Raw genomic sequence first — 23,939 nt, forward strand, 5'->3', positions numbered from 1 at the left:
ACAGTATGATCTGTGGAACTTACCTCACCACCACCAACCCACGGAGGTTTTTCAAGTGAATCGACGCAAGAGTATTTCTGGCCCGCTGTTCCTGGCCGCTGCACTTCTGGCCGCACCGGGCCACGCGCTGGCCCAGAACCAGACGGCGCAGCCACCCACCCCGGTCCAGACACCGCCCGCGCAGACCACGCCTGTCACGCCTGCACCTGTGGTGCCCTCGCCAACGACACCCGCCCCAGTTACGCCCGCTCCTGCCCCCACCACGCCAGCGCGCACCATTCCGGCGGCCAATTACGTGGCGCAGGGCGTGTTCAATTACGAGCAGGGCAAGTATGACGAGGCGTATGTGGCCTTCCGCGCCGCTTCCGAGCTGGACCCCAAAAATGTGGACGCCCTGCTGGGGCTGGGGCGTTCTCAGGTCAAGCTGCGTCTGTTTGGCCCGGCGCTGGACACGCTCAAGAACGCACTGGAGCTGGACGCGGTCAACCTGAATGCCTACATCTATCTGTCGCAGGCGTACGTGCAGCAGTACATCGGCTCGGGTGATCCGCAGGCTTTCGTGGGCAATCTGCCCGAGGCGCTGAAGGTACTGGACAGCGCCGAAACCATTGCCAGAGCGCAGACGGGCAAGCCGGGCGAGGTCAGCCTCAGCCGGATCTACAACGACCGGGGCTACGTGTACAAATTGCAGGGCGACGTGGGCAAGGCCATCGAGGCCTTCAAGCAGGCCAACACGCTGAACCCCGACAACAGCGTGCTGCTGTTTAACCTGGGGGACATGTACTACGCCACCGGGGACCTCAAGGCGGCGCTGGACTACCTGCAACAGGCGGTCATCGCCGATCCGCGCGATCCCTACAACCGCGCGTACTATGCCAAACTGCTGGCCCTGAACGGCGACGCGGGCGCGGCCAAGTCCGAGGCCGCCCAGGCTGCCCGTCTGGCCCCCACCAACGCCTACGCGGTGGGGCAGTACGGCGTGGTCAGCTATCTGGCTGGAGACCGCGCCACCGCCAAGACCCAGCTCACCCAGGCCGTGACCCTGGACCCGCTGCGTAACCCCGAGTTCTACTACTATCTGGGTCGCCTGAGCCTGGATGTCGGCGATCTTAAGGGTGCGCGCGACTCGTTGACCCGCGCCGCCACGCTGGGCAGCCGCACCCCCGAATACCTGTATTACCTGGGTCTCAGTTACGAGCGCGGCGCGGGCGCGGTGGCCCCGGACCGCCTGAAGGCCCGCGACAACTATGAGCGCGCCCTGCAACTCAGCCCGGCTTACAAGGCCGCGCAGGACGGTCTGGCCCGCGTGCGCTAGAGCGTCAGTCTTAAAGGGGGAGCCAGTGCCGTGTGCATGTGGCTCCCTTCTTCTGGCACGGGATGGGCCTCTGGCATGGGCTGGAGCATGTTGTTTGCTATCATTGCGTTCCACATTCCCCCTTCATCTTTTTCGCTGTCATCTCCTGGCAAGGTCAGCCGTCCTAGCCTGTGGAGAGTTCAAGATTCATTCCCCGGACCCTTCAAAAGGAGCTTTCTGATGCAGAACATCCTCTCCTCTCCCCGTTTCCTGGGCGGCCTGCTGCTGACCTGTACCCTGCTTCTGACGGCCTGCGGCGGTGGAGGAACGCCTGCCCCGGACAAGCAGGGCGGTCAGGGCGGGGGACCGGACCCCAGCCCCGCAGAGGCCCAGATGCTCCAGGCCGTGAACACGGCCCGCGCCACCGCGCGCAAATGCCAGGGCAAGGATTTTGCGGCGGCTCCTGCCCTGGCCTGGAATGGCCTGCTGGGCAAGGCTGCCCGCGCCCACGCGCAGGACATGGCGGCCCGCAACTACTTTGACCATGTTTCACCGGATGGCAGGACCATGCAGATGCGTGTCGAGGCCGCCGGTTACACCGACTGGAAGAATCTGGGCGAGAACATCGCGGCGGGCTTCAGCGACATCCAGGTCCCGGAGGCGATGACCGCCTGGCTGGCCAGTAAGACAGGCCACTGCGAAACCCTGATGGACCCAGCTCTTAAGGAAGTGGGCTTCGGTTACGCCCCCAGCACGGGTGGCGAGTACAGCGCCTACTGGGTGCAGGATTTCGGCACGCGCTGAGCGTCAGCGAGATTTCCCGTCAACTCAGCCCCGCGCTGCCCGCTGCCGCGCCACGAACGCCAGAAACTCTGCCTGCCCCAGCGTGTTGATAATCTGATCTGGCCGCAGCCCCGCCTTGCGCGCCACCGCCACGCCGAAACGGGTATCCGACAGGCCGCCGGGAACGTGGGCGTCGGTGTTGATGGCGAAGGTCAGGCGCTGACGCCAGCGCAGGGCGTCGCGCCAGTCCAGATCCAGACGGGCGGCGTTGGCGTTGATTTCCACCACCGTCCCGTTGGCCTCGCAGGCGGCCAGCACGGCTTCCAGGTCTAGCGCGTAGCCGGGGCGGCGCAGCAGCAGGCGGCCTGTGGGGTGGCCCAGAATGGTAATGAGTGGATGTGAGGCGGCCCGCACCAGCCGTTCGGTCTGCCTCGCCGGGTCCAGCGTGAACAGGCTATGGACGCTGGCGACGACGTAATCCAGTTCCAGCAGCACGTCATCCGGGTAGTCCAGCGAGCCGTCGTCCAGAATGTCGACCTCGGCCCCGGCCAGCACGGGCAGCCCCTTGGCCTGCAAAGCCCGGATTTCGGCGATGTAGGCGTGCAGACGCTCGATGCTCAGGCCGTTGGCGTAGTGCGCGGCGCGTGAATGGTCCCCGGTTCCCAGAAAGGCATGACCCAGCTTCACCGTCGCTTCCACCATGTCGCGCACCGTCGCCGCGCCGTCGGACCAGACCGAGTGGGTGTGCAGCATGCCGCGCAGATCGCCCACCGTGACCAGTTGCTCCGGCGGCGGCAGCGTCTGCCAGACCCCGTCGTGTTCCGGTTCGCGGTATTCGGCGGGGCGCAGCGGCAAGCCCAGGGTGTCGGTCACGTCCTGTTCCGTCGGCGTGGAAATCAGGGTGCCACCTTTCTTCAACCCACGTCCGCTGAGATCGAAGCCCTTCGCCTTCGCGTCTGCCCGCAGTTCCTCGCGGTACTTCGCCGGTCCGCCCATCATCAGATCGAGCGCGCCGCGTGCCCCGGCTGGCGCGTAGGCGATTTCCACTGGTACGCCGTCCACCCGGCCCGCCAGTACCGGCTTTTTTTCCACCGGGACCAGGTCTTCCACCACGCCCGCCAGCCGCGCCGACACCTCCTCAGCCGTGCCCGTCACCGTCACGCGGGCCACCCGCACGGTGTCCAGGCCGCGCCGCGCGTCGCCGGAGATATGTCCGTCCAGATCGTTCAGCCGCGCCGCCAGCGCCCCTGAAATGTCCAGCCCAGTGCTAAGGCTCTGGCGTTCCTGAGAGGCCAAAGCGAAATCCACTGCCTCCAGAATGGTGGTCGCGCTTTTTGCCCCGAACCCCTTGGTCCCCGCCACGCCGCCGCTCTGTGCGCCCTCGCGCAGTCGTTCCAGCGAGTCGAATCCGGCGTCCCACAGGGCGCGAATCTTCTTTGGCCCCAGCCCTCGCACCCGGAACAATCCCAGCACACTGGGGGGAATCTGGCTGGCGGCGTCCTCCAGCGGGCCGAAGGTGCCGGTCTGCATGTACGCGCCCAGCTCGGCGGCGATGTTCTTGCCCACCTTGGGAATGCCCGTAAAATCCTTTGCCGCCAGCTCGGACGCCTCGGCCTCCAGCCCCTCCAGACTGCGGGCCGCGCTGCGGTACGCCTGCGCACGGAAGGCTTCCTCGCCCAGTAAATCCAGCAGGTCGGCGGTGGAATTCAGGGCGTGGACAAGGGATTTGCGGGTCAGGTCAGCCACAGGGGCAGTTTAGTGCAGCCCGCCTTCCTTTTTCTCTGCCGCTTCCAGAGTGACGTTCATTCTGGGCAAAATACAGCTATGCCCCTGACGCTGCCCCAGTTGCGAAAAACAGTTGCCGAGATGGACGCCCCCGAATTACGCGGCCTGATCGAGGCGCTGTTCAAGGCCAACATCACCAACAAACGCCTGCTGACGGCCCTGCTGGAAGGCGACAGCAGCGACCTGCTCGCCAAGCTGGATAGCGAATTGCTCAAGGCCTTCCGGGACGAGGGCCGAATGCCCACCATGAAAGTCGGCGGAGCAAAAAAAGCCCTTGCTGCGTATGTGAAAGTCGCTTCGCCCATGCAGGCGCTGGACGCGGAACTGCGCTACGTGGAGGCCGGGATTCGCTGCCTGAACGCCTACGGCGACTGGCCGGAAAACAATTACAGCAGCATGGAAAAGGTCTTCGCATCTGCACTGAAGCGGGCGCGCACGCTGGACACAGACGCGGTGCCGCACAAACGCCTCGCCGCATTGGTTAAGGATGGCGACGGCTTTGGCTACGGCTTTTCTGATCAACTCCAGTGGCTCTACGACGAGTTTATGGAAGAGTTAGAAGAAGATTGAAAAAGGCGGGAAGCACAAGCCTCCCGCCCCTCTTTCAGCTTATTTGGTTCAGTCCGCGAACCGCTTCAGCACGTCCCGGCTGATCACCAGACGCTGAACCTCATCCGTGCCCTCGCCAATGCGGGTCAGGCGGTTGTCGCGCCAGAAGCGTTCTACGGGGTATTCCTTGACGTAGCCGTAGCCGCCCAGCATCTGAATGGCCTCGTCGCAGGCTTCCACGCCCACGGTGGTGGCAAACAGCTTGGCGCGGGCCACGGGCGTGGTGAAGTTTTCGCCCGCGTCCTTCAGATCGGCGGCCTTGCGAATCAGCAGGCGGGCGGCTTCCAACTTGGTGTCCATGTTCGCCAGGCGGAAGGAAATGTCCTGGTTGTACGCAATCGGCTTGCCGAACTGTTCGCGCCCCAGCGTGTACTTGGCAGCGAACTCGAAGGCGGCGCGGCCCAGACCCAGGCCCATCGCGGCGATGCCCACGCGCCCGCCGTCCAGCACCTTCATCACGTCCTTGAAGGCGTTGCCGCGCTCGCCCAGCAGGGCGTCGGCGGGCAGGTGAATGTCCTCGAAAATCAGTTGGGCGGTGTCGCTGCTTCGGAGGCCCAGCTTGTCTTCCTTGCGTCCAATGCTGAAGCCCTGAACCTCATCCCGGTTGAACACGAAGGCGCTGATGCCGTCGTTCTTGCCCTTGCCCTCGCGGGCGGCGTCGGTGCGGGCCAGGATGACGTAGGTGCCGCCCACGCTGCCCTGCGTGATGAAGTTCTTGGAGCCGTTCAGTATCCACGAGCCGTCCGTCTGCTCTACCGCCTTGGTCTGAAGCCCGCCGCTGTCGCTGCCGCTGCCCGGCTCGGTCAGTCCCCATGCGCCCAGCTTCTTGGCGCCGGCGAGGTCCGGCAGGAACTTCTGCTTTTGCTCCTCAGTCCCACCGATCAGGATGTGGCCCTGACACAGCGAATTGTGGCTGGCAACGGTCAGGCACAGCGAACCGTCCACCGCCGCGATTTCCTCGATGATCATGGCGAAGGTGGCGGTGTCCAGCGCCGAGCCGCCGTATTCCTCGGGCGTCTGCGCGCCCATGATGCCCATCTCGCCCAGTTCCTTGACGATCTGCATGGGGAATTCGCTGGTCTGGTCCCGCTCGGCAGCCCCCGGCTCCACTTTGTTCTTGAGGAAGGACTTCAGAGCGCTCACGATGGTGCGCTGATCGTCGTTCATGGGCTGGACGTTGGGGCTGATGGCGGCGGTGGTGCGTTCAAGGGTGCTGGTCATGGGTGGTACCTCCGGTTGCGGTTGACGGGTTTAAATGCTGGTTGCTGTTATTAAGCTTTGAACACTGATTTCCCTCATACCTGAAACACGCCCACCCGCAATTCGTCCTGATGCGGATTGCCTGCACAGGCGTCCAGCGCGCGGATCAGGCGGTCACGGGTGTCGTTGGGCGGAATGATCTCGTCCACCCACAGGCGGGCGGCGGCGTAACGGGGATCGAGTTCGGTGTCGTACTTGGACTTGACCTCGTCGTAGAGGCGTTTCAGTTCCTCGTCATCTGGTTCATGTCCAGCGCGTTTGAGGGCCGCGAGTTGGATGTCCATCAGCGTCTTGGCCGCCGCGTTGCCGCTCATGACAGCGTATTTGGCGCTGGGCCACGCGAAGATAAAACGTGGGCCGAAGGCCTTGCCGTTCATGGCGTAATTGCCCGCGCCAAAGCTGCCGCCCGTGATGATCGTGATCTTGGGAACCACGCTGTTGCTCACGGCGTTCACCAGCTTCGCGCCCCGGCGGATAATGCCTTCCTGCTCGGAGTCGCGGCCCACCATGAAGCCGGTCACATCGGACAGGAAGACGAGGGGAACCCCGGCCTGATTGGCGTCCAGAATGAAGCGAGCAGCCTTGTCGGCAGAGTCGCCGTAGATCACGCCTCCAACCTCAATCCGTGTCCGCAAACCCGGCTCGCCGCCCGATTTGAGCTTCTTCTTGATCACGGTGCGCTGGTTGGCGACAAAGGCCACCGGGTAGCCGCCCACCCGCGAGAAGCCGCAGACGATGGTTTCGCCGTATTCCGGCTTGAATTCATGGAACTCGCCGCCGTCGGTGATGGAAGTGATCAGATCGCGCACGTCGTAGGTCTTGCCGCTCTCAAAGCCGACAATCTCGCTCAGGTCACGCCCTGAAGCTTCCCGCACTTCCGCGCGGCGTCTGGCCCACGGTGCAACGTCGCCCTGTGCGTACAAGTCGGCCAGTGCCCGCACCCGCCGCAGCGCCGCGTCGTCGTCCGGCTCCTTATAATCCACGGTTCCGGCAATGGCGGCGTGCATGTCGGCTCCGCCCAGTTCCTCGGAGTCCACCACCTGACCAATCGCAGCGCGCACGAGGGCAGGTCCGGCCAGATACAGGCCCGAACCCTCGGTCATGATCAGGGTGTCGCACATCACCGGCAGGTACGCGCCCCCGGCCACGCAGTTACCCATGATGGCGGCGATCTGCGGAATGCCGCGCGCGCTCATGCGGGCGTTCAGGTAAAAGACGCGTCCGAAGTCATCCTGATCGGGGAAAATCTCGTCCTGCATGGGCAGGTAGACGCCCGCACTGTCCACCAGATAAATCAGCGGCAGGTGGTTTTCCAGCGCGATGGTCTGCGCCCGGATCACCTTCTTGGCCGTGATGGGAAAGAATGCGCCCGCCTTGACGGTGGCGTCGTTGGCAATGACCATCCACGGGCGGCCTGCCACGGTGCCAATGCCGGTGACCACGCCGCCGCTGGGGCAACCGCCGACATCGGTGTACATCTCCCAACCGGCGAAGGTCATCAGCTCGTCGAAGGGGGTGTTGTCGTCGGTCAGGCGGGCGATGCGTTCGCGGGCGGTCAGACGGTTCTTGTCGTGCTGGCGGGCCTGTGCCTTTGCGCCGCCGCCCGCGTGGACCTTGCTCTGATCGGCTTCGAGACGTGTCAGCGCATCAGCCCAGGCGGTATTGGCCGGGCTGGAGCTGGCGGCAGACTGCGCCGGGGCGCTGGTGTCGGTATCGGTCATCTGTGCCGGACAGTCTAACAAACGCTCGTTAGGTTGTGGGGCAAGGATGGGCACAGTCCGGGGAGTGGAGACACGTTGAGGGCGGAGCTGCCGCGCTACGCTGGGGGAGCGGAAGCCATGCATGAGCAAAGCTGAAGAGAGGAGCTACGAGGACACGCGCATATTCGTCACTCTTAAGGAAGTCAAGCGGGAACCGCGTCCAGAACAGACCGACGAGGAAATTCTGGCGTGGATGACCCACGAGATTCAGACAGATAAGCGCACCCTGGACCTGCTGGCTGAACTTTAACGGTGGCCTTTTCGGAGGGATATTTTCACCATCATCGTGGCTGGGACTTTCCAACCCCCAGCTTTATCCATGCCGCGCACGACCGCATCCAGGCGTGTTTGAGAGTGCGGCTTGAAAAGCTGTAGACAGCGCTTTCGGTGAAGATGCTTACCTCACCTTCTTCTCCAAAGCGGCGGCGATTGGCTCCACGCTGGCCCATAACCACGGGTTCAGCGACGGTAAGAAGCGCACGGCGCTGGAAGTGACGTTGCTGACATTGAAGCGTAACGCTCTTCACCCCAATCCCTCGGAATGTGAGGCGGCAACGACAATGGTTTTGACGGTGATGAGACTGCTGTCCATTGACGGTCTGCGAATCGTAGTGATGCTGTGGTGCGGCATTGATCCCATCAATGCCGAAGTCTAAAAAATCCGTGCCGACAAAAAAAGCATCTGCCTCCAGAGCTGTCGTATGGAGGCAGAGATTCACCTGTAATCGAATGATGTGGATCTATGTTTATGGTTACAAGTGACACACTGATATAAGTGAAATTGTTTTCAGACCAGGAAATCAGTTGTCGTCGCGCGTCCAGGTGATCAGATATAACATGCGGCCCCGGTCATCTTCGATCTCGACATGGTCATCTGAGATTTCGGCCACCGTATACCTGTAGCCCTCCTGAGAGGCCGCGCGGATGGCACGGTAGGTTTCAAAGCATCCGACGTTTTCCATGCCATTTGCGGTGGGTCTCAGGAGGGTGTAGGACATGTGCATAAGGTAAGAGGTTGGTTAATACAAAACACTGACAACTTGCTGAACGCGTCTGGGAGCACAAATATTTGGTGAATGTCTGATGACGCCGCCGCCAGCCTAACGGGCGTTTGGCCCGGCTTCCGCTTGTTAAACTGGAGCATGACTGTGACTGACGCGCCCGTTCCTGCCCAAGGCGAAATGACTCAGAGCGGGATGACCAGTGGTATGGGGTTTGCTCTGAATGACGATAGCCGCATGATCCTGCAACACGTCCGTGATTTCTGCCGCGCCGAGATCGCCCCTCTCGCCGCCGAGTATGACCGCAGCGGCGAGTTCCCGCACCAGCAGTTGCGCGGGCTGGCTGAGATGGGCCTGCTGGGGGCCACCGTGCCGGAAGCGTGGGGCGGCGCGGCCCTGGACAGTGTGACCTACGCCCTGTGTCTGGAAGAGATCTGCGCGGCGGATGCCAGTGTGGGCGTGATCGTCAGCGTGCAGAACGGCCTGCCCGAGCAGATGATCTTCAAGTACGGCACCGATGCCCAGCGCGAGAAGTACCTCAGACCTCTCGCCAGCGGAGAGAAGATCGGTGCGTTCTGCCTGACGGAAGCCAGCGCGGGCAGCGACGCCGCAAGCCTGCGCCTCAAGGCCACCCGTGACGGAGACGACTGGGTGCTGGACGGTGCAAAAGCCTGGATCACCAGCGGCGGTCAGGCTGAAACATATCTGGTGATGGCCCGCACAGGCGGCCCCGGCGCACGCGGCGTGAGTTGCTTTATCGTTGAGAAGGACATGGACGGCCTGAGCTTCGGCAAGCCCGAGGAAAAGCTGGGCATGCACGCTGCCCACACCACCACCGTCACCTTCGACGGCGTGCGCGTGCCGCACGAGAACATGGTGGGTGAGGAGGGCCAGGGGCTGATCGTGGCCCTCGCCAGTCTGGACGCCGGGCGGATCGGGATTGCCATGCAGGCCATCGGGATTGCCCGCGCGGCGCTGGAACATGCCAGCAAATATGCCAATGAGCGCGAGCAGTTTGGCAAGAAGCTGCGCGAGTTTGAGGGTGTGTCCTTCAAGATCGCCCGCATGGCTGCCCGCATCGAGAGTGCGCGGCTGGTGGCCCTAAAAGCCGCTTGGCTCAAGGATCAGGGCCAGCCCTACGGCAAGGAGGCCAGCATGGCCAAACTGCTGGCCTCTGAGGCGGCGGTGGACTGTGCGCGGGACGCCATCCAGATCTTTGGCGGCAACGGCTACAGCCGCGATTACCCGGTGGAACGCCTGTACCGCGACGCCAAGGTCACCGAGATCTATGAGGGTACCTCTGAAATTCAGCAATTGGTGATCAGCCGGGCCATCTTCGCGGAGCTGGAGGGCTGATGCTGGTGGCGCTGGCACTGGGGTTTACCCTCCAGACCGCGCAGGGTCAGCCATGGTCCCTGGCCGGGGTGCTGGGCAAGGAACGCATCCTGATCGTCAGCAATCCGCCCGCCGCCTATCTGGCCGAGGCGCGGCGGCAGGACGCTGAATTGCAGGTGCGGGACCTGCGCGTGGTGGCGCTGCTGCCCCCAGGTGACGCCCGCCTGAACGGCCCGCAGACGCTCATGCTGACCCTGCTGGCCGATCCGGGTGGCCAGCAGGGCGCGCAGTATGGCCCCGCCGCACTGATTGGCAAGGATACGGGCATCAAAGCGCGCTACCAGACCTTTCCGGCCCTGAATACGGTGGCCGCGCTGGTGGATACCATGCCCATGCGGCGGCAGGAGCAGCGGGTGCGGGGGCGCTAGCAGCGTAGAAGTGCAATCTAAGTAGATGCAGGGCGTTTCGCAGGTTTGAACTGGCTGTCTTTTTGTACTCCGTTTAGAGATTTCGGACCAGAAGAACAGAGTTGCGCCCTCCTGCTGAACCGCTTTCTACTAAGCTTGATGGTATGACATCCCTCCGTTCTCCGGCCCGTCGTTCCCGCCTGCCCGCGCTGGGTGTGGGTGCCCTGCTGGTCGTCGGCGCGCTGGCTGGAGCCACGGCGTACACCAGCAGCCAGACCGCCCAGACCCAGCAGACCCTGGCCCAGACGCTTGAGGCGCAACTGGAGGCCACGGGCTATGCCAAAGTCAAATCTTCCACCTATCAGCGCGGCTTGCTGAACAGCACCCAGACCATGAACGTGACGCTGGGCAAGGGAATGGAGGACGTGGCCCTGATCGTGATCAATCACATTCAGCACGGGCCATTTCCGGGTTTCCAGGCGGTGGGCAATGCCATCGTCGATACCGAGGTCCGCTTTGCTGACCCGGCGCTTCAAGCCAAGGTCGAGAAGGCGTTCGGGAACCAGAAACCCACCATCCGCACCGTCGTGGGGCTGGGCGGTGGCACCTCCACCCACCTCGACATTCCGGCTGGCACGCTGCTTGAGGAGGGCGACGTGGGAAGTTCCACGTTGAGCTGGCAGGCCATGACTGGCGACATCGAGAACGGTGGCCTGAAGTCCAGCACGCAGTTGAGCTGGCCCGAATTCAAACTCGCCTCGGAGGACGGGGTGCTGACCATCAGCGGCATGGCCCTGAACGGCAACGCCGTCAAGCAGAACGCGGACGATCCGCTGGGCGTGGGCGAGCAGATTCTGACCCTGGCGTCCGCGACTTACGGCGGTACGCCTGGTGGGGCGCAGGATGGGTTGGACCTCAAAGACCTCAAGGTCAGCAGCGTCAGCACCCTGAGCGACGGTTTTTACAGTGGCGGCGTTCAGTACAACATCGGGCAGCTTGGCTTCTCAGGGCTGGGAAGCGGGACACAGAACCTGAAGAACGTGCAGCTCCATCTGAGCCTGGGCCATCTGAGCCAGGAACCGCTGGCCCGTATGGTGACCACCCTGCAAACCCTGGGCCAGCAACTCCAGGACGATCCCGACGCGGCGGACCTGACCGAGGCGCAGAAAAAGGCCCTGACCGAGGACGCACTGGCCCTGCTGCGGGCCGGGCCGATTTTTGCCATTGATCGCCTGAGCCTCACGCAGACGGGCGGCGACATCGTGCTGACGGGCAAGGCTGAACTGCCTGGAGCCAGTGAACTGGACGCCGAAACCGCCCAGATGCTGGCGTCCAGCCCCGCGATGGCGCTGGGCATGGTCAGGGTGCAGGCGCAACTCAAGGCCGCCGAGCCTGCGCTGCGCGAGTTGCTGGGTGAGCTGTCCCCCGCCGCCGCCGCCGGGCTTGAGTCTCTGATCGAGGTGGGCTATCTGAAACGTCAGGGCAACAATCTGGTCAGCAATCTGGCTTTCGGCGGGGGCGAGGCCACGATTAACGGTCAGGCGCTGGGTGGCGGATTCTAGAGGCAAAGAGCCGCCTCCACATGTCTTGCTGGCGCAGCGGTTTGCCCGACGTATGGCGCGTGGCTGCCCGGTCCTGCCACAACTCCATGCATGCTGTCAGATCATCGGTGCGATGGGGGAGCAGAGTGGAGCAACGTCAAATCCCTTCAAAGAAGTCGCTGTCGATTTTCTTGACCAGATAGGTGCTGCGGGTAATCACGCCGACGCCGTACTGGATCATCAACTCGGCCAGGGTGTCGCCGCCGATCAGGATGATGTTGCCGATTTGCCGGGCCGTATCCGTGGCGCTTGAGCTGAAGCCTGCGGTGGTGATCAATACGCCCTTGGACGCCTTGTGATAGGTCAGGCTGCCGGAGAAGTTCCGCACTTCCTGGCTGCCCACGTTGTTGGTCCACTGTTTGGCCTGAACATAGACCTTGTCCAGTCCCAGTGGGTCTTGCTTGACCACGCCGTCAATCCCGTTGTCGCCACTGCGCCCCAGCGCTTGCCCGGCGTCGCGCACGCTGCCGCCGTAGCCCATCGCCACCAGCAGTTGCACCACCAGAATCTCAAATTGCTGCGGTGTCAGGGCGCGCACCTGGGTGAGTAGTTCGTCGGCCAGGGCGGCGCTGAGTTCGGCATACAGGGTGTCCAGTTGTTCATCCGGCGAAATGTCGGTGTGCTGAATGTCGGCAGCATTTGATTGGGGCTGGGCGGTTGGCCCACTGCGGCGGGTTTCTTTGAATGCCTGAAACTCCGGGTAAACCTTGAGATCGTTCTGTGTGATTCGGCCCGGCACGCGGCCCAGAAGTTCGCGCCCTCGCGCTGTGAGCCTCACCGTCCCGCGAACCACCGTTTCCACCACCTGCGCTTTTGCGAGGTAGGTTTTTGCCCAGCCGACCCGATTGGCAAAAGTGGCCTGTCTGCCGCTGGGAAGCATTTCCTGAAGATCAACTTCGGTGAGCTGAAATTGCTCCGCGAGTGCTGCCGATACTTCCTGCATTGAATGGGTCTGACCGTCTTGCAGGCTCTCCAGCAAGGGGCGCATCAATGTCTGGTAATCGGTAACGGTCATAGCCAACTTTAGCCGAACAAAAAGAGCCGCCTACCCCAACGGGAGACGGCTCAATTCTGAACTTTCCTCAATCAGTCCGTGTAAGCCCCCACCGCCGCGCTGCTCACCAGCTTGGCGTACTTCGCCAGCACGCCGCGCTTATAGCGGGGTTCCGGCTGCACCCACGCGCCCCGGCGGCGCTCAATCTCGGCGTCATCCACATGCAGCGTCAACTCGCAGGTTTCGGCGTTCAGCTCAATCGTGTCGCCCTCGTGAATCAGGGCAATCGGGCCGCCCACGTAGGCTTCGGGGGCGACATGGCCCACCACCAGTCCAAAGGTGCCACCCGAGAAACGCCCGTCGGTGATCAGGCCCACGCTGTCGCCCAGGCCCTTGCCGATGATGGCGGAAGTAGGGGAGAGCATCTCGCGCATGCCGGGACCGCCCTTTGGCCCCTCATAGCGGATCACCAGCACGTCGCCGGGGTTGATCTGATCGGCCATGATCGCGTGCATCGATTCTTCCTCGGACTCGAAGACGCGCGCCGGACCCGTGATCTTGATACTTTTCAGGCCACTGATCTTGGCGACACTGCCTTCTGGGGCCAGGTTGCCGCGCAGGATGGCGAGGTGGCCCTGCGTGTACAGCGGCTCGGCGTAGGGGCGGATCACGTCTTGTCCGGCATTGGGGGTGTCGCTTTCATCAGCCAGATTCTCGGCAATCGTTTTTCCCGTCACGGTCAGGCAGTCGCCATGCAGCAGGCCCTCTTTGAGCAGCATCTTCATCACGCGCGGAATGCCGCCGACCTCGTGCAGATCGGTGGCGACATATTTGCCACTGGGTTTCAGGTCACAGAAGACAGGGGTACGTTCGCGGATACGCTCGAAATCGGCCAGCGTCAGGTCGATGTCGCAGGCGTGGGCAATCGCCATCAGGTGCAGCACGGCGTTGGTGCTGCCGCCCACGGCCATGATCACGGTAATAGCGTTCTCGAAAGCCTGCTTGGTCAGGATGTCCAGCGGGCGAATATCGTTTTCGATCAGCTTCAGCAGGGCGCGGGCGCTGTCGGCGCTGGAGGTGGCCTTCTCGGCGTCCACCGCGCTCATGGTGCTGGAGAACGGCAGGCTCATGCCCATCGCTTCAAAGGCGCTGCTCATGGTGTTGGCGGTATACATGCCGCCGCACGAGCCGTTGCCGGGGCAGGCTTTCTTCTCGATCTGCGTGAACTCCTCACGGCTGATCTTGCCTGCACCGAAGGCACCCACGGCCTCGAACACGCTGACAATCGTGAGGTCCTGGCCGTTGTAATGGCCGGGCTTGATGGTGCCGCCGTACACGAAGATGGCCGGGATGTTCAGCCGCGCGATGCCGATCATGGCCCCTGGCATGTTCTTGTCGCAGCCGCCCACCACGATTACGCCGTCGTGCGACTGCCCACGAGAGACGGTTTCGATGCTGTCGGCGATCACCTCCCGGCTGACCAGACTGCACTTCATGCCCTCGGTGCCCATGCTGATGCCGTCCGACACGGTGATGGTGCCGTAGACCTGGGGCATGCCGCCGCCCTCCGTAATGGCGTCGGTGATATGCCCGGCCAGTTCGCCCAGCCCGTTGTTGCACGGCGTGATGTTGCTCTGCGCGTGCGCCACACCGATGATCGGCTTCTCGAAATCGCCGTCGGTAAAGCCCACCGCCCGCAGCATGGCCCGGTTGGGGGCGCGCTCGTCGCCCTGCGTGACATGGTGAGAGTTCCAGTTGAGCTTGGCCTTCTTGGCGGTGTCGGTCATACCCACAGGGTAGCGCTGCCGTCAGGTCAACACGCTGGGAGGCTCAGACAGGGAAGTGGAGTGGTCTGTTGAATGGCGAGAGCAAAAGCAACCCCTCAGTCTGCTTCGCAGCCAGCTCCCCTTGAGAGGAGCCGAGAAACGCGACTGGCCGGGCAATGCCGCGACTCTTGCCTCCCTTCTAAGGGGAGGTGGCCCGAAGGGCCGGACTCGTAGAGCTGCGAAGCAGAGGGGTCAAGCGGGCATGGCAACCCCAGAACCGCCTGCACACACCTCTCCAGCCCTACTCCTGACTGGTAATAAACGGCAGGTTGCGGTCATATTGCGACCTGTCCAGACCATAGCCGTACACGAAGGCGTCGGGGATGGTGAAGCCCAGGTATTCCACCGGAACCTCCACCTTGCGGCGGCTGGGTTTGCTCAGCAGGGCGGCGATCTTGATGGTGGCGGGGCCACGTCCTTCCAGATAGTGCAGCAGGTAATTCATGGTGATGCCGGTGTCCACGATGTCTTCTACCAGAATGACGTGGCGGTCACTGATCGGGAATTGCAAGTCCTTGACCAGCCGGACCTCGCCGCTGCTCTGCTTGGCGTTGCCGTAGCTGCTGGCCTGCAAGAAGTCCATGGTGCAGGGCATGTCCAGCGCGCGGACCAGATCGGCGTGGAACATGAACGCGCCGTTCAGGACGCAGATCAGGTGCGGTTCGCGGCCCGCGTAGTCCTGGCGGATGCGGGCGGCCAGCTCGGTGACGCGGGCCTGAATCTGCTCACTCGTGATCTGCACCGGGCCGGGGCCAGGAGCGAGGCTGGAAGGGGAGGGGGAGCCGGAAGCAGCACTCATATGGGCGTCAGGCTAACACGCGCCCGGCCCCGTGGGCGGCCCGCTCCCCGTATACTCCAGCGCGTGAATGGCCTGCCACTTCTTGATCTGAGCCGCGTGCCCGGCGTTCTTGGCCGCATCGTGCAGGAGCGGGCCGGGGACTACCGGGAGGCCAGCCCGGACCTCGGCTCCACGCGCCCCGCCGCCCGCCGTTTTGAAGCGGCTCTGAGCGTCTCAGGGTTGGCGTTGATTGCCGAGGTCAAACGCGCCAGCCCCAGCCAGGGCGCGATTGCTCCACTTGACCCAGCAGAAGCGGCGCGGGCCTACGAGACAGGCGGCGCGGCGGCCATCAGCGTCCTGACCGAACCCCGCCATTTCGACGGCAATCCACAGGCGCTGCACGATGTTATTGGCGCGGTGGGGTTGCCCGTGCTGCGAAAGGATTTCGTGGTCCACCCCGCCATGCTGCGCGAGGCCGCCGAGTGGAATGCCTCGGCGGCGCTGCTGATGGTCAGCGTGCTGGGCAAGGCCACGGGCGCGTACCTGGAGATGACCCACCACCTGGGTCTGGACGCGCTGGTGGAAGTCCACGACGAGGCCGAGCTGGAAGTGGCAATGCAGGCCGGGGCGCGCATCATCGGCGTGAACAACCGCGATCTGAAGACGCTGGCAATCGATCTGGCTGTCAGCCCGCGCCTGATCCGGCTGGCCCGGCAGCGCGGCTTTGCGGGCGTGCTGGTGGCGGAAAGCGGTTACCGCACCCCGCAGGAGATCGCGCAGGTTCGTGGACTGGCCGACGCCGTGCTGGTGGGCAGCAGTCTGGCGGGCAGCGGTGATCTGGAGACGGCGGCCCGTCAGCTCATGGCGCCCTGACCCGGTTGCCGACTTTCTTTACTTCAGGCATGTGCCCGTGAGGCTGTAGCCGTTGCTCCCGAAAAAAGTGGCCCACGGGGTACACTTCTCATCAGATCATGTCCAGCCCCGATACCCAGATTGTCTTTGTGGTCTCCGCCGACCGTGCCCGCGCCTCGCAGCTTGCGCCATTGCTGAAGCGGGCTTCGGTGGTGCATGTCGCCGACGCCGAAACGTTGCTGCGCGAGGCCCATGTCCAGCCGCCCGCCGTGGCGCTGCTGTACACCGATCTGCCGGGCGTGCCGCTGTCGCAGGTGCTGCCGATGCTGCGCCAGCGCGCCGAACTGGCGGGAACCCAGTGGCTGGCGGTGGGCACCCGTGGCCTGGGCGCGCTGCTGTCTGCCGGGGCCGACGCTTTAATCAGCGACAGCACCGCCCCGGACGCGCTGGCCTTACAGGTGGGCAACATGCTGGCCCGTGCGCGGCAGCATCACGATCTGCATGGCCGGGTGGCCGCCCTGCAACGCCGCAGCGACGACTGGGAACACGAGGAAAAAGTGCGGGACCAGTTGATCCACATGCTGGTGCATGACCTGAAAAACCCGATTGCCGCCGTGATGGGCCTGCTGGAAATCGTGCAGGACGATGCCCGCGTGCCCGATGACTCGCGCGAACTGCTGAAGGTGGCCCGCGACGAGACCCAGCACCTGCTGCATCTGGCGGTCAACATGCTCGATATCCGCAAGATTCAGGCGGGCAAGATGAATCTGCGCCGCGAGTTGATGTTCTCGCCGATGTTCCAGGAGGTCATGGCCCTGGCCTGCGGAGACGTGGGCAGCGGCCTGCGTGACCGCGTGATGCGTACAGACGTAGAAAGCAACCTCAGTCCGGCCAGCGCCGACCCGGAAATCCTGCGCCGGGTCATGGCCAACCTGATCAGCAATGCCATGAAGCACACCACGGGTGGGGGCCACATCGCCATCACAGTGCGTTCGGTCAAGGACGCTGTACAGATCGGCGTGCAGGACGACGGTGAAGGCATTCCCGCTGATGACATTCCCAACCTGTTCGCCGCCTTCGAGCAGTCGCGCCTGACCCTGCACGGACGCTTCGACACTGGCATGGGTCTGGCCTTCTGCAAACTGGCCGTCGAGGAACACGGCGGCCATATCGGTGTGCAGTCTGAGCGCGGCCACGGGGCGACTTTCACCTTCTCGCTGCCCCTGGCTCACGACGCCGATGACGACGATTTCGTGGAATTGTTGAACTGAGCGTCTGACGGTCTCGACTTCCTGCCTTTGTGCTGCCTTGCCCCTTTCGCAACTGTAGGCGGCGCTTCCCCATGCCAGACAAGCCCGCAGCAGTCCGGTTCCGTGTTAGTTAACAGGAACGGGCAGACATCCTCAGTTCAACCCCGGTCCTGCGCCCCAGATAGACCTGCTGGTTTTTGTCTGCTCGGGTTCATGCCGTTTTCTCTTTACCGTTTTCTCTTTACCCTGGCAAGACAGAATCCAGCGGCCACAGAGACGGCCAGGAACTGCGCCCGGCAAGCGTAAACGTGGTAAAACAGAGGGGTAACATAACCCAACGTTTCATTCGTCCACCTCTCTTTTTTTGATGCTACTCGTGCCGTTTTTCACGAGTAGTTCAGGATACGAAGAGAGCCAAGGTGGAAAAGGAGCATCGTTATCGAATACCTCAACTTCGTGATCATGTTGCTGGTGGCTGTGGGCATTGGCGTGCTGGCCGTCATTGTCAGCGCCATCCTGGGGCCAAAGAAAAGTACCCGCGCCAAGCTGATGCCCTATGAATCGGGCAACGATCCCGAGGGCGGCGTCGGCACCGGCCAGCGTTTCCCGGTGCATTTCTATCTGGTGGCGATGCTGTTTATCGTCTTCGACATCGAAACGGCCTTCTTCTACCCGCTGGCCGTGGCCTACCAGAAACTGATTCCCTTCGCCTTCTTCGAGGCCCTGACCTTTGTACTGCTGCTGCTGGTGGGCTACGTGTACGTGCTGAAAAAGCGGGTGCTGGAATGGGCCTGATGAACCAGAGGGCTTCATCTGTTCTCTCTCGCCCCACGCTGAATGTTCACCGCTATGAGATGGAGGTTTCCCCATGCCCCTGAAAGAACTGATTGACCGCGACTGGCAGGAACTAGAATCCGAAGGCATTCTGTTTTCCAGCCTGGAAAAACTGGTGGCCTGGGGCCGCAGCAACAGCCTGTGGCCCGCCACCTTCGGGCTGGCCTGCTGCGCCATTGAAATGATGAGCAGCACCAACGGGCGCAACGACATGGCCCGCTTCGGCTCGGAAGTGTTCCGCGCTTCGCCCCGGCAGGCCGACGTGATGATCGTGGCCGGACGCCTGAGCAAGAAGATGGCCCCGATCATGCGCCGCGTGTATGACCAGATGCCCGATCCCAAATGGGTGATCAGCATGGGCGCGTGCGCCAGCAGTGGCGGCATGTTCAACAACTACGCCATCGTGCAGAACGTGGACAGCGTGGTGCCAGTGGACATCTTCGTGCCGGGATGCCCGCCCCGCCCCGAAGCGCTGATCTACGCCGTGATGCAGCTCCAGAAAAAGGTGCGCGGCGAGGCTTTTGACCAGTTGGGCCACCAATTGCCGATGGTGGACGCGTGGACCCGGTGACGGGCAGAGACGACGAAAAGAAGGTCACGCCAGAGGCTGAGCGCCTGACCGGGCGCGGTGGAGGAATGCAGTCTTCCCAGTCTCAGGCCCAGGCCAAACCGCCCTCTACCGTTGTTCGCGCTGACCCACCCGCCATCATCGTCACGCCGAGTCCAGCCCCGCCTGTAGAGGTGGAAGTCACGGCCAGCGGTGCGGCAGTGGGCCGGACACCTCCACCTGCGCCCGCGCAGCCCGCAGACCCGCGCGACGTGACCGGACTGATCGCCGAACTCGGCTTGACCGAGGACGATACTGCCGAACCCACCGCCCTCGTTCCGTCCGAACGGTTGCGCGAGGTGGCCGAGTCTCTCAAGGAACGCGGCTTTATGCTGATGGACACCGTGGGCCTGGATTACCTGACCTACACCCAGCCCCGGCCCAAGCGGTTTGCTGTGCTGCACAATATCTATCACCCCTATGACCACCGCCGCCTGTTTCTGCGGGTGTGGCTGGACGACGGTGAGGTGCTGGACAGCCTGTACCCGGTCTGGAAGGCCGCCAACTACCTGGAGCGCGAGGTCTATGACCTGATGGGCGTGGACTTCATCGGGCATCCCGATATGCGTAAGGTGCTGACGCCGGACGATCTGGAAGGTCACCCTCTGCGAAAAGACTTTCCGCTGGGCGAGACCCCCACGCTGTTCCGCGACGGGCGTTTCCTTGATCCTGCCGCCTTCCGCGCGGGGGTGACCGGGCAGCAGTCGGGCCTGACGGGCTACCGGGGCGAACTGCGGCGCGGGCGCGGGGAAGACCGTCTGCCGCCCATGATGCCGGAGGGGGGACCGAAGTGATGTTTGAGCTTCTGCTTTCTGCCTCTTGCTGCCGTCAAGGAGGTTTTGCATGACCCTTAAAGACAAGGACCGCGCCACCGTCAAGGAGCGCGAAACGCTGCGTGACTTGCGGCAGGACCCCGCTTCCGGCACGCTGCCGCGCCGCCAGATGGAACCGGACCATCAGGAATCCACCATTGACGAGCGGCTGCACGGGCGCACCGGGGCGCTGCTGCACACCGAGATGATGTCGCTGAACGTGGGGCCGCAGCATCCCAGCACGCACGGTGTGTTGCGCCTCGTGGTGGACATGGACGGCGAGTACGTGGTGAAGGTCACGCCGCACATGGGTTATCTGCATACCGGGTTTGAAAAGACCTTTGAGAACCGCACCTACCAGCAGGGTGTGACCTACGCCCCGCGCACCGACTACCTGCACAGCTTCAGCCACGAGCTGTCCTACGTCCTGAGCGTGGAAAAACTGCTTCAGGCCGAGGTTCCCGAGCGCGCCACCACCATCCGCGTGATCCTGCATGAGCTGGGACGCATCCACAGTCATCTGGTGTTCGTGGGCACGGGGCTGCTGGACCTGGGTGCACTGACGCCGTTCTTCTACGCCTTCCGCGAGAAGGAGAGCTGTCAGGACCTGTTTGAAGCGGTCTGCGGCTACCGCATGAACCAGGGCTACTTCCGCGTGGGCGGCCTGTACCGCGATATTCCCGATGGCTGGCCCGCGATGGTTTCGCGCTTTCTGGTCCAGATGGAAAAAGGCGTGCAGGAGTACACCACGCTGTTTGCCAACAACCCGATCTTTCAGGACCGGGCGCGTGGGGTGGGCATCATTCCGCCCGACGTGGCGCTGGATCTGGGTCTGACTGGGCCAAACCTGCGGGCCTCCGGTGTGCCGCTGGACAACCGCAAGGACAACCCGTACTGCGGCTACGAAACCTACGATTTCAACGTCGTGACCAGCACTGACGGCGACAGCCTGGCCCGTTTCAACATGCGCCTGTGGGAGTTCGGAGAGAGCATCAAAATCATCCGGCAGGCGCTGGAGCGCTTGCGGCCCGGCCCAGTCAAGGACCCCAACCGCAAGATTTCTCTGCCGCCCCGCCAGGAGCTGGAAACCAGCATGGAAGCGGTCATCCACCACTTCAAACTGGTCACCGAGGGCTTTCACCCGCCCATCGGTGAGGTCTACGTGCCCACCGAATCGGCGCGTGGCGAAGTGGGGTATTACATCGTCAGCGACGGCGGTTCCATGCCGTACCGCGTCAAGATTCGCGCCCCCAGTTTCGTGAACCTGCAAGCCCTGGAATACGCCTGCGTGGGCGCGCAGTTCGCGGATTTGATTACCATTCTGGCGACGATTGACCCGGTGCTGGGGGACGTGGATCGGTGAGCGATTCAATTTTAAATAATGATCGCCGAGTTCGTTGGGAATACGCGCGATACGTGAGCATGATTGGAAATGAAAATATTTTAAATCACTGTACGTTATATCTCCCGGAATCCACTGTAAGTTCTGAATCCATGAGCGGCTTAATTGTAGAGATCGGAGGAAGGCGTCCGAATAAAAATGAAGCGGGACTTGACATCTTTTTGAACGACATGGGAAGTAGCGGGTGGGAAATGATAAGTGTGTCTGAAACATATGAAGTGGTGGAGAAGACCCATTCTATGGCGATTTATTTCAAGAGGCCCGTACAATGAGTTACTTCGCCGATAAACAACCCCTCGTGGCCGATATTTTCAGCCGCTATCCCGATTCGCCGCAGGGCCGCCGCTCGGCGCTGATGCCCCTGATCCGTGAAGTGCAGGACGCCGAGGGCTTCGTGAACGGGACGCATTTGGACGAGATCGCGGCCCTGTGCGGCACCACCGCCACCGAGGTCCGCAGCGTCATGAGCTTCTATTCCACGTACCACACGCTGCCTACGGGTAAGTACCACCTTCAGGTGTGCAGCACGGTGATGTGTTCGCTGGCCGGGTCCGACGAGCTGTGGGACCATCTGGTAGACACATTGGACGTGCAGCCGGGCGAGGTATCCCCCGATGGCCGGTTCAGCTTGCAAAAGGTGGAATGCCTCGGCTCGTGCGGCACCGCGCCGCTAATGCAGATCAATGACGACGGCTACTACGAGAGCGTGACGCCCAGCAAATGTGCCCGCATTCTGGACTCCCTGCGCGCCGATCTTCAGCCGCTGCCTGACAACCCGGTGCCCGTGACCGTCAACGCTGAGGGACGGCAGACACTAGCAAACGGCGAAGTCGTCGGGGCTAGCATCACCGGCCTGAGCCAGCTCCCGCCCATTTTCCCAGGAGGTGAAGCATGACCGCCGTTGCTCCAAATCCTCCCAAGCCGATTACAAGTGGTAAGGACCCGCGTTTCGCGCCCACCCTGTACGCCCATGTCGGGCAGCCGGACAGTTGGACGCTGGGCTATTACCGCCGCAATGGTGGCTATGAAGCGGTGAAACGCGCTTTTGGCATGGGTGCGGACGCCGTGATTGACGAGGTCAAGAAATCCGGCCTGCGCGGACGCGGCGGCGCGGGTTTTGCCACCGGCCTGAAGTGGTCTTTCATGCCCCTGAACGACGGCAAACCGCACTACATCATCTGCAACGCGGACGAGTCGGAGCCGGGCAGCTTCAAGGACCGCTACCTGCTCTCGGAAGACCCGCACCAACTGATTGAGGGCATGATCATCGCGGGCTATGCCATGCGCGCCAGCGTGGGCTACATCTACATCCGGGGCGAGTACGTCCACGCCGCCGAGCGCATCAACGCCGCGATTGAAGAGGCGCGGGACGCTGGACTACTGGGCCAGAACGTCATGAACAGTGGCTTTGACTTCCAGCTCCACCTTCACCGGGGCGCGGGCGCGTACATCTGCGGCGAGGAAACCGCGCTGATGAACAGCCTGGAAGGGCTGCGGGCCAATCCCCGCCTCAAGCCGCCGTTTCCCGCCGCCGCTGGTCTGTACGGGCTGCCCACCACCATCAACAACGTGGAGACCTTCTGCGCGGCCACCCAGATCCTCAAGTTCGGCGCGGAGTGGCACGCGGGCATGGGCACGGAGAAGAGCAAGGGCATGAAGCTGTTTCAGGTGTCCGGTCCGGTGGCGCGGCCCGGCGTGTACGAGTTGCCACTGGGCACCACCTTCCGCGAGCTGATCTACGACTGGGCGGGCGGCCCGCTGGAGGAAATGAAAGCCATCATCCCCGGCGGCTCCAGTTGCCCGATGCTGCGCTGGGACGACAAGACGCTGGACACGCCGATGGATTACGAGAGTATCGCGGGTGCGGGTTCCATGCTTGGTACGGGCGGCGTTACGGTCATCCCCAAGGCCGACTGCATCGTGAACGCCACCTGGAACATGGTGCGCTTTTACGGCCACGAGTCCTGTGGCAAATGCACGCCCTGTCGCGAGGGGATTTCAAGCTGGATGACCCGCATGTACGAGAAGCTGGTGCGCGGCCACGGCCAGCCCGGCGACGTGCAACTGATCCTGGATATGTCCGAGAACATCGGGGGCCGCAGCTTCTGTGCGCTGGCCGACGCCTGCCTGGGGCCGGTGCTGAGCAGCATTGAACTGTTCCGCGAGGAGTACGACTCGCTGGCTCAGTTTCAGACGCCGACTTATCCGGCGCGGAATCGGTGGAAGGACGTATGACAGCAGGAGCTGTGGATCAGGCCGCTGAATTCTGGCCTCTCATGGATTCCGCGCGGCTTGAAGCAGGTGGCAACCTTGCCCGTCAAACCGAACTTCTTGAACGGCAACTCGCAGAATTGTCGCCCGCACAGATTGAGGCTTTCCAACACTTGCTGGACGTTGAAATGGATAAGGCCAATACCTGGGAGGTCTGGGCGGCGGCGTACATCATCAACGGCGGCGCTTCCGATGATGGGTTTGACTATTTCCGGGGCTGGCTGGTGATGCAGGGCGAAGAGGTATTTAACGCTGTTTTAGCCAATATTGAATCGCTCGCCACCTACGAGGGCGCTCGCTTTGAGGAAGCCGAGTGGGAAGACGTCCTCTACCTTCCCGCCCGCGTCTTTGAGCAAAAGACTGGCCGTCATCTCGGCATCTCGCAACTGTCCAGTGAAACCCGTGGAGACGCCTGGGATGAAGACGAACTTGCAGAAAAATATCCCCGACTCTGGGCTGCCCACGAGTCGGCATGATG

The 23,939-nt window shown here is 62.9% G+C and carries 24 protein-coding genes; 17 read left to right on the forward strand and 7 right to left on the reverse strand.

Going from position 1 to position 23,939, the window contains the following annotated elements:
- Window positions 1-55: 55 nt before the first annotated feature.
- Together DAAJ005_RS05350 and DAAJ005_RS05355 are read left to right on the forward strand one after the other, a co-directional pair.
- The gene (locus DAAJ005_RS05350; RefSeq protein WP_226342586.1) at window positions 56-1,315 is read left to right on the forward strand and encodes a tetratricopeptide repeat protein; all 1,260 of its coding nucleotides are present in this window, start codon (window positions 56-58) and stop codon (window positions 1,313-1,315) included.
- A 219-nt stretch (window positions 1,316-1,534) separates the two neighbouring features.
- Window positions 1,535-2,098, forward strand: a complete 564-nt coding sequence (locus tag DAAJ005_RS05355) for a CAP domain-containing protein (RefSeq protein ID WP_151846213.1) — start codon at window positions 1,535-1,537, stop codon at window positions 2,096-2,098.
- 24 nt (window positions 2,099-2,122) lie between these two features.
- On the opposite strand, the gene DAAJ005_RS05360 is transcribed toward DAAJ005_RS05355, so the two are convergent.
- Window positions 2,123-3,823: a DNA polymerase/3'-5' exonuclease PolX gene (locus DAAJ005_RS05360; RefSeq protein WP_151846214.1), complete on the reverse strand. Its 1,701-nt coding sequence runs from the start codon at window positions 3,821-3,823 to the stop codon at window positions 2,123-2,125.
- Between the two features lie 78 nt (window positions 3,824-3,901).
- Between DAAJ005_RS05360 and DAAJ005_RS05365 the strand changes: the two genes are divergently transcribed.
- Window positions 3,902-4,432, forward strand: a complete 531-nt coding sequence (locus DAAJ005_RS05365; RefSeq protein ID WP_151846215.1) for a hypothetical protein — start codon at window positions 3,902-3,904, stop codon at window positions 4,430-4,432.
- 48 nt (window positions 4,433-4,480) lie between these two features.
- Here the strand turns inward: DAAJ005_RS05365 and DAAJ005_RS05370 are convergent, their stop codons facing one another.
- The gene (locus DAAJ005_RS05370; protein WP_151846216.1) at window positions 4,481-5,692 is read right to left on the reverse strand and encodes an acyl-CoA dehydrogenase family protein; all 1,212 of its coding nucleotides are present in this window, start codon (window positions 5,690-5,692) and stop codon (window positions 4,481-4,483) included.
- Window positions 5,693-5,766: 74 nt separating this feature from the next.
- Window positions 5,767-7,452 carry an acyl-CoA carboxylase subunit beta gene (locus DAAJ005_RS05375; protein ID WP_151846217.1) on the reverse strand — a complete coding sequence of 562 codons (1,686 nt, stop codon included), beginning with the start codon at window positions 7,450-7,452 and terminating at the stop codon, window positions 5,767-5,769.
- Between the two features lie 121 nt (window positions 7,453-7,573).
- On the opposite strand from DAAJ005_RS05375, the gene DAAJ005_RS18880 reads away from it, so the two are divergent.
- Window positions 7,574-7,741, forward strand: coding sequence for a hypothetical protein (locus DAAJ005_RS18880; RefSeq protein ID WP_192930877.1), 168 nt, complete (start codon window positions 7,574-7,576; stop codon window positions 7,739-7,741).
- Between the two features lie 550 nt (window positions 7,742-8,291).
- Here the strand turns inward: DAAJ005_RS18880 and DAAJ005_RS05385 are convergent.
- Complete coding sequence (locus DAAJ005_RS05385) at window positions 8,292-8,489, reverse strand: hypothetical protein (RefSeq protein ID WP_151846218.1); 198 nt, start codon at window positions 8,487-8,489, stop codon at window positions 8,292-8,294.
- A 210-nt stretch (window positions 8,490-8,699) separates the two neighbouring features.
- Here DAAJ005_RS05385 and DAAJ005_RS05390 point away from each other — a divergent pair, with 210 nt between their 5' ends.
- The 3 genes from DAAJ005_RS05390 (at window position 8,700) to DAAJ005_RS05400 (ending at window position 11,796) form a co-directional block, all read left to right on the forward strand.
- Entirely contained in the window at window positions 8,700-9,848 is a 1,149-nt protein-coding gene (locus tag DAAJ005_RS05390) for an acyl-CoA dehydrogenase (protein ID WP_192930929.1), read from the forward strand.
- Window positions 9,848-10,255 carry a DUF4174 domain-containing protein gene (locus tag DAAJ005_RS05395; RefSeq protein WP_151846219.1) on the forward strand — a complete coding sequence of 136 codons (408 nt, stop codon included), beginning with the start codon at window positions 9,848-9,850 and terminating at the stop codon, window positions 10,253-10,255. The genes DAAJ005_RS05390 and DAAJ005_RS05395 overlap by 1 nt, the downstream gene beginning before the upstream one ends.
- Before the next feature lie 143 nt (window positions 10,256-10,398).
- Window positions 10,399-11,796 carry a YdgA family protein gene (locus DAAJ005_RS05400; protein WP_151846220.1) on the forward strand — a complete coding sequence of 466 codons (1,398 nt, stop codon included), beginning with the start codon at window positions 10,399-10,401 and terminating at the stop codon, window positions 11,794-11,796.
- Between the two features lie 136 nt (window positions 11,797-11,932).
- Here the strand turns inward: DAAJ005_RS05400 and DAAJ005_RS05405 are convergent, their stop codons facing one another.
- From DAAJ005_RS05405 to hpt, 3 genes are all read right to left on the reverse strand, one after another.
- Window positions 11,933-12,850, reverse strand: a complete 918-nt coding sequence (locus tag DAAJ005_RS05405; protein ID WP_151846221.1) for a restriction endonuclease — start codon at window positions 12,848-12,850, stop codon at window positions 11,933-11,935.
- A 71-nt stretch (window positions 12,851-12,921) separates the two neighbouring features.
- Window positions 12,922-14,616 carry a dihydroxy-acid dehydratase gene (ilvD, locus tag DAAJ005_RS05410; RefSeq protein WP_151846222.1) on the reverse strand — a complete coding sequence of 565 codons (1,695 nt, stop codon included), beginning with the start codon at window positions 14,614-14,616 and terminating at the stop codon, window positions 12,922-12,924.
- 280 nt (window positions 14,617-14,896) lie between these two features.
- Window positions 14,897-15,454 (reverse strand): hypoxanthine phosphoribosyltransferase, encoded by a 558-nt coding sequence (hpt, locus tag DAAJ005_RS05415; RefSeq protein WP_151846223.1) that lies wholly within the window; start codon window positions 15,452-15,454, stop codon window positions 14,897-14,899.
- Between the two features lie 63 nt (window positions 15,455-15,517).
- Here hpt and trpC point away from each other — a divergent pair, with 63 nt between their 5' ends.
- From trpC to DAAJ005_RS05465, 10 genes are all read left to right on the forward strand, one after another.
- Window positions 15,518-16,306, forward strand: a complete 789-nt coding sequence (trpC, locus tag DAAJ005_RS05420; protein WP_226342587.1) for an indole-3-glycerol phosphate synthase TrpC — start codon at window positions 15,518-15,520, stop codon at window positions 16,304-16,306.
- Window positions 16,307-16,404: 98 nt separating this feature from the next.
- A complete protein-coding gene (locus tag DAAJ005_RS05425) occupies window positions 16,405-17,556 on the forward strand; it encodes a HAMP domain-containing sensor histidine kinase (protein WP_151846225.1) in 1,152 nt (383 codons plus the stop codon).
- Window positions 17,557-17,997: 441 nt separating this feature from the next.
- Window positions 17,998-18,330: an NADH-quinone oxidoreductase subunit A gene (locus DAAJ005_RS05430; RefSeq protein ID WP_151846226.1), complete on the forward strand. Its 333-nt coding sequence runs from the start codon at window positions 17,998-18,000 to the stop codon at window positions 18,328-18,330.
- A gap of 73 nt (window positions 18,331-18,403) precedes the next feature.
- Window positions 18,404-18,940, forward strand: a complete 537-nt coding sequence (locus DAAJ005_RS05435; RefSeq protein ID WP_029474828.1) for an NADH-quinone oxidoreductase subunit B family protein — start codon at window positions 18,404-18,406, stop codon at window positions 18,938-18,940.
- A 365-nt stretch (window positions 18,941-19,305) separates the two neighbouring features.
- Complete coding sequence (locus DAAJ005_RS05440) at window positions 19,306-19,770, forward strand: NADH-quinone oxidoreductase subunit C (RefSeq protein WP_255448059.1); 465 nt, start codon at window positions 19,306-19,308, stop codon at window positions 19,768-19,770.
- A 148-nt stretch (window positions 19,771-19,918) separates the two neighbouring features.
- Complete coding sequence (gene nuoD, locus DAAJ005_RS05445) at window positions 19,919-21,151, forward strand: NADH dehydrogenase (quinone) subunit D (protein WP_151848408.1); 1,233 nt, start codon at window positions 19,919-19,921, stop codon at window positions 21,149-21,151.
- Complete coding sequence (locus DAAJ005_RS05450) at window positions 21,148-21,462, forward strand: hypothetical protein (protein ID WP_151846227.1); 315 nt, start codon at window positions 21,148-21,150, stop codon at window positions 21,460-21,462. The genes nuoD and DAAJ005_RS05450 overlap by 4 nt, the downstream gene beginning before the upstream one ends.
- Entirely contained in the window at window positions 21,459-22,085 is a 627-nt protein-coding gene (gene nuoE, locus DAAJ005_RS05455; RefSeq protein ID WP_151846228.1) for an NADH-quinone oxidoreductase subunit NuoE, read from the forward strand. The genes DAAJ005_RS05450 and nuoE overlap by 4 nt, the downstream gene beginning before the upstream one ends.
- Entirely contained in the window at window positions 22,082-23,425 is a 1,344-nt protein-coding gene (gene nuoF / locus DAAJ005_RS05460; protein ID WP_151846229.1) for an NADH-quinone oxidoreductase subunit NuoF, read from the forward strand. Before nuoE ends, nuoF begins: the two co-directional genes overlap by 4 nt.
- Window positions 23,426-23,436: 11 nt before the next feature.
- The gene (locus tag DAAJ005_RS05465) at window positions 23,437-23,937 is read left to right on the forward strand and encodes a DUF4240 domain-containing protein (protein WP_192930878.1); all 501 of its coding nucleotides are present in this window, start codon (window positions 23,437-23,439) and stop codon (window positions 23,935-23,937) included.
- Window positions 23,938-23,939: the final 2 nt, after the last annotated feature.

Source organism: Deinococcus sp. AJ005 (assembly GCF_009017495.1).
In the GTDB taxonomy this organism is placed as follows: Bacteria; Deinococcota; Deinococci; order Deinococcales; family Deinococcaceae; genus Deinococcus.

What these genes read in the sequence shown, in the direction of transcription:
- DAAJ005_RS18880 (WP_192930877.1), top strand. Translation starts at nt 7,574, where the DNA reads ATGAGCAAAGCTGAAGAGAGGAGCTACGAGGACACGCGCATATTCGTC.
- ilvD (WP_151846222.1), bottom strand. Translation starts at nt 14,616, where the DNA reads ATGACCGACACCGCCAAGAAGGCCAAGCTCAACTGGAACTCTCACCAT.
- DAAJ005_RS05430 (WP_151846226.1), top strand. Translation starts at nt 17,998, where the DNA reads ATGTTGCTGGTGGCTGTGGGCATTGGCGTGCTGGCCGTCATTGTCAGC.
- DAAJ005_RS05385 (WP_151846218.1), bottom strand. Translation starts at nt 8,489, where the DNA reads ATGTCCTACACCCTCCTGAGACCCACCGCAAATGGCATGGAAAACGTC.
- DAAJ005_RS05425 (WP_151846225.1), top strand. Translation starts at nt 16,405, where the DNA reads ATGTCCAGCCCCGATACCCAGATTGTCTTTGTGGTCTCCGCCGACCGT.
- DAAJ005_RS05395 (WP_151846219.1), top strand. Translation starts at nt 9,848, where the DNA reads ATGCTGGTGGCGCTGGCACTGGGGTTTACCCTCCAGACCGCGCAGGGT.
- DAAJ005_RS05370 (WP_151846216.1), bottom strand. Translation starts at nt 5,692, where the DNA reads ATGACCAGCACCCTTGAACGCACCACCGCCGCCATCAGCCCCAACGTC.
- DAAJ005_RS05390 (WP_192930929.1), top strand. Translation starts at nt 8,700, where the DNA reads ATGGGGTTTGCTCTGAATGACGATAGCCGCATGATCCTGCAACACGTC.
- nuoF (WP_151846229.1), top strand. Translation starts at nt 22,082, where the DNA reads ATGACCGCCGTTGCTCCAAATCCTCCCAAGCCGATTACAAGTGGTAAG.
- DAAJ005_RS05440 (WP_255448059.1), top strand. Translation starts at nt 19,306, where the DNA reads ATGCTGATGGACACCGTGGGCCTGGATTACCTGACCTACACCCAGCCC.
- hpt (WP_151846223.1), bottom strand. Translation starts at nt 15,454, where the DNA reads ATGAGTGCTGCTTCCGGCTCCCCCTCCCCTTCCAGCCTCGCTCCTGGC.
- DAAJ005_RS05405 (WP_151846221.1), bottom strand. Translation starts at nt 12,850, where the DNA reads ATGACCGTTACCGATTACCAGACATTGATGCGCCCCTTGCTGGAGAGC.
- DAAJ005_RS05355 (WP_151846213.1), top strand. Translation starts at nt 1,535, where the DNA reads ATGCAGAACATCCTCTCCTCTCCCCGTTTCCTGGGCGGCCTGCTGCTG.
- nuoD (WP_151848408.1), top strand. Translation starts at nt 19,919, where the DNA reads ATGGAACCGGACCATCAGGAATCCACCATTGACGAGCGGCTGCACGGG.
- DAAJ005_RS05375 (WP_151846217.1), bottom strand. Translation starts at nt 7,452, where the DNA reads ATGACCGATACCGACACCAGCGCCCCGGCGCAGTCTGCCGCCAGCTCC.
- DAAJ005_RS05435 (WP_029474828.1), top strand. Translation starts at nt 18,404, where the DNA reads ATGCCCCTGAAAGAACTGATTGACCGCGACTGGCAGGAACTAGAATCC.
- nuoE (WP_151846228.1), top strand. Translation starts at nt 21,459, where the DNA reads ATGAGTTACTTCGCCGATAAACAACCCCTCGTGGCCGATATTTTCAGC.
- DAAJ005_RS05365 (WP_151846215.1), top strand. Translation starts at nt 3,902, where the DNA reads ATGCCCCTGACGCTGCCCCAGTTGCGAAAAACAGTTGCCGAGATGGAC.
- DAAJ005_RS05400 (WP_151846220.1), top strand. Translation starts at nt 10,399, where the DNA reads ATGACATCCCTCCGTTCTCCGGCCCGTCGTTCCCGCCTGCCCGCGCTG.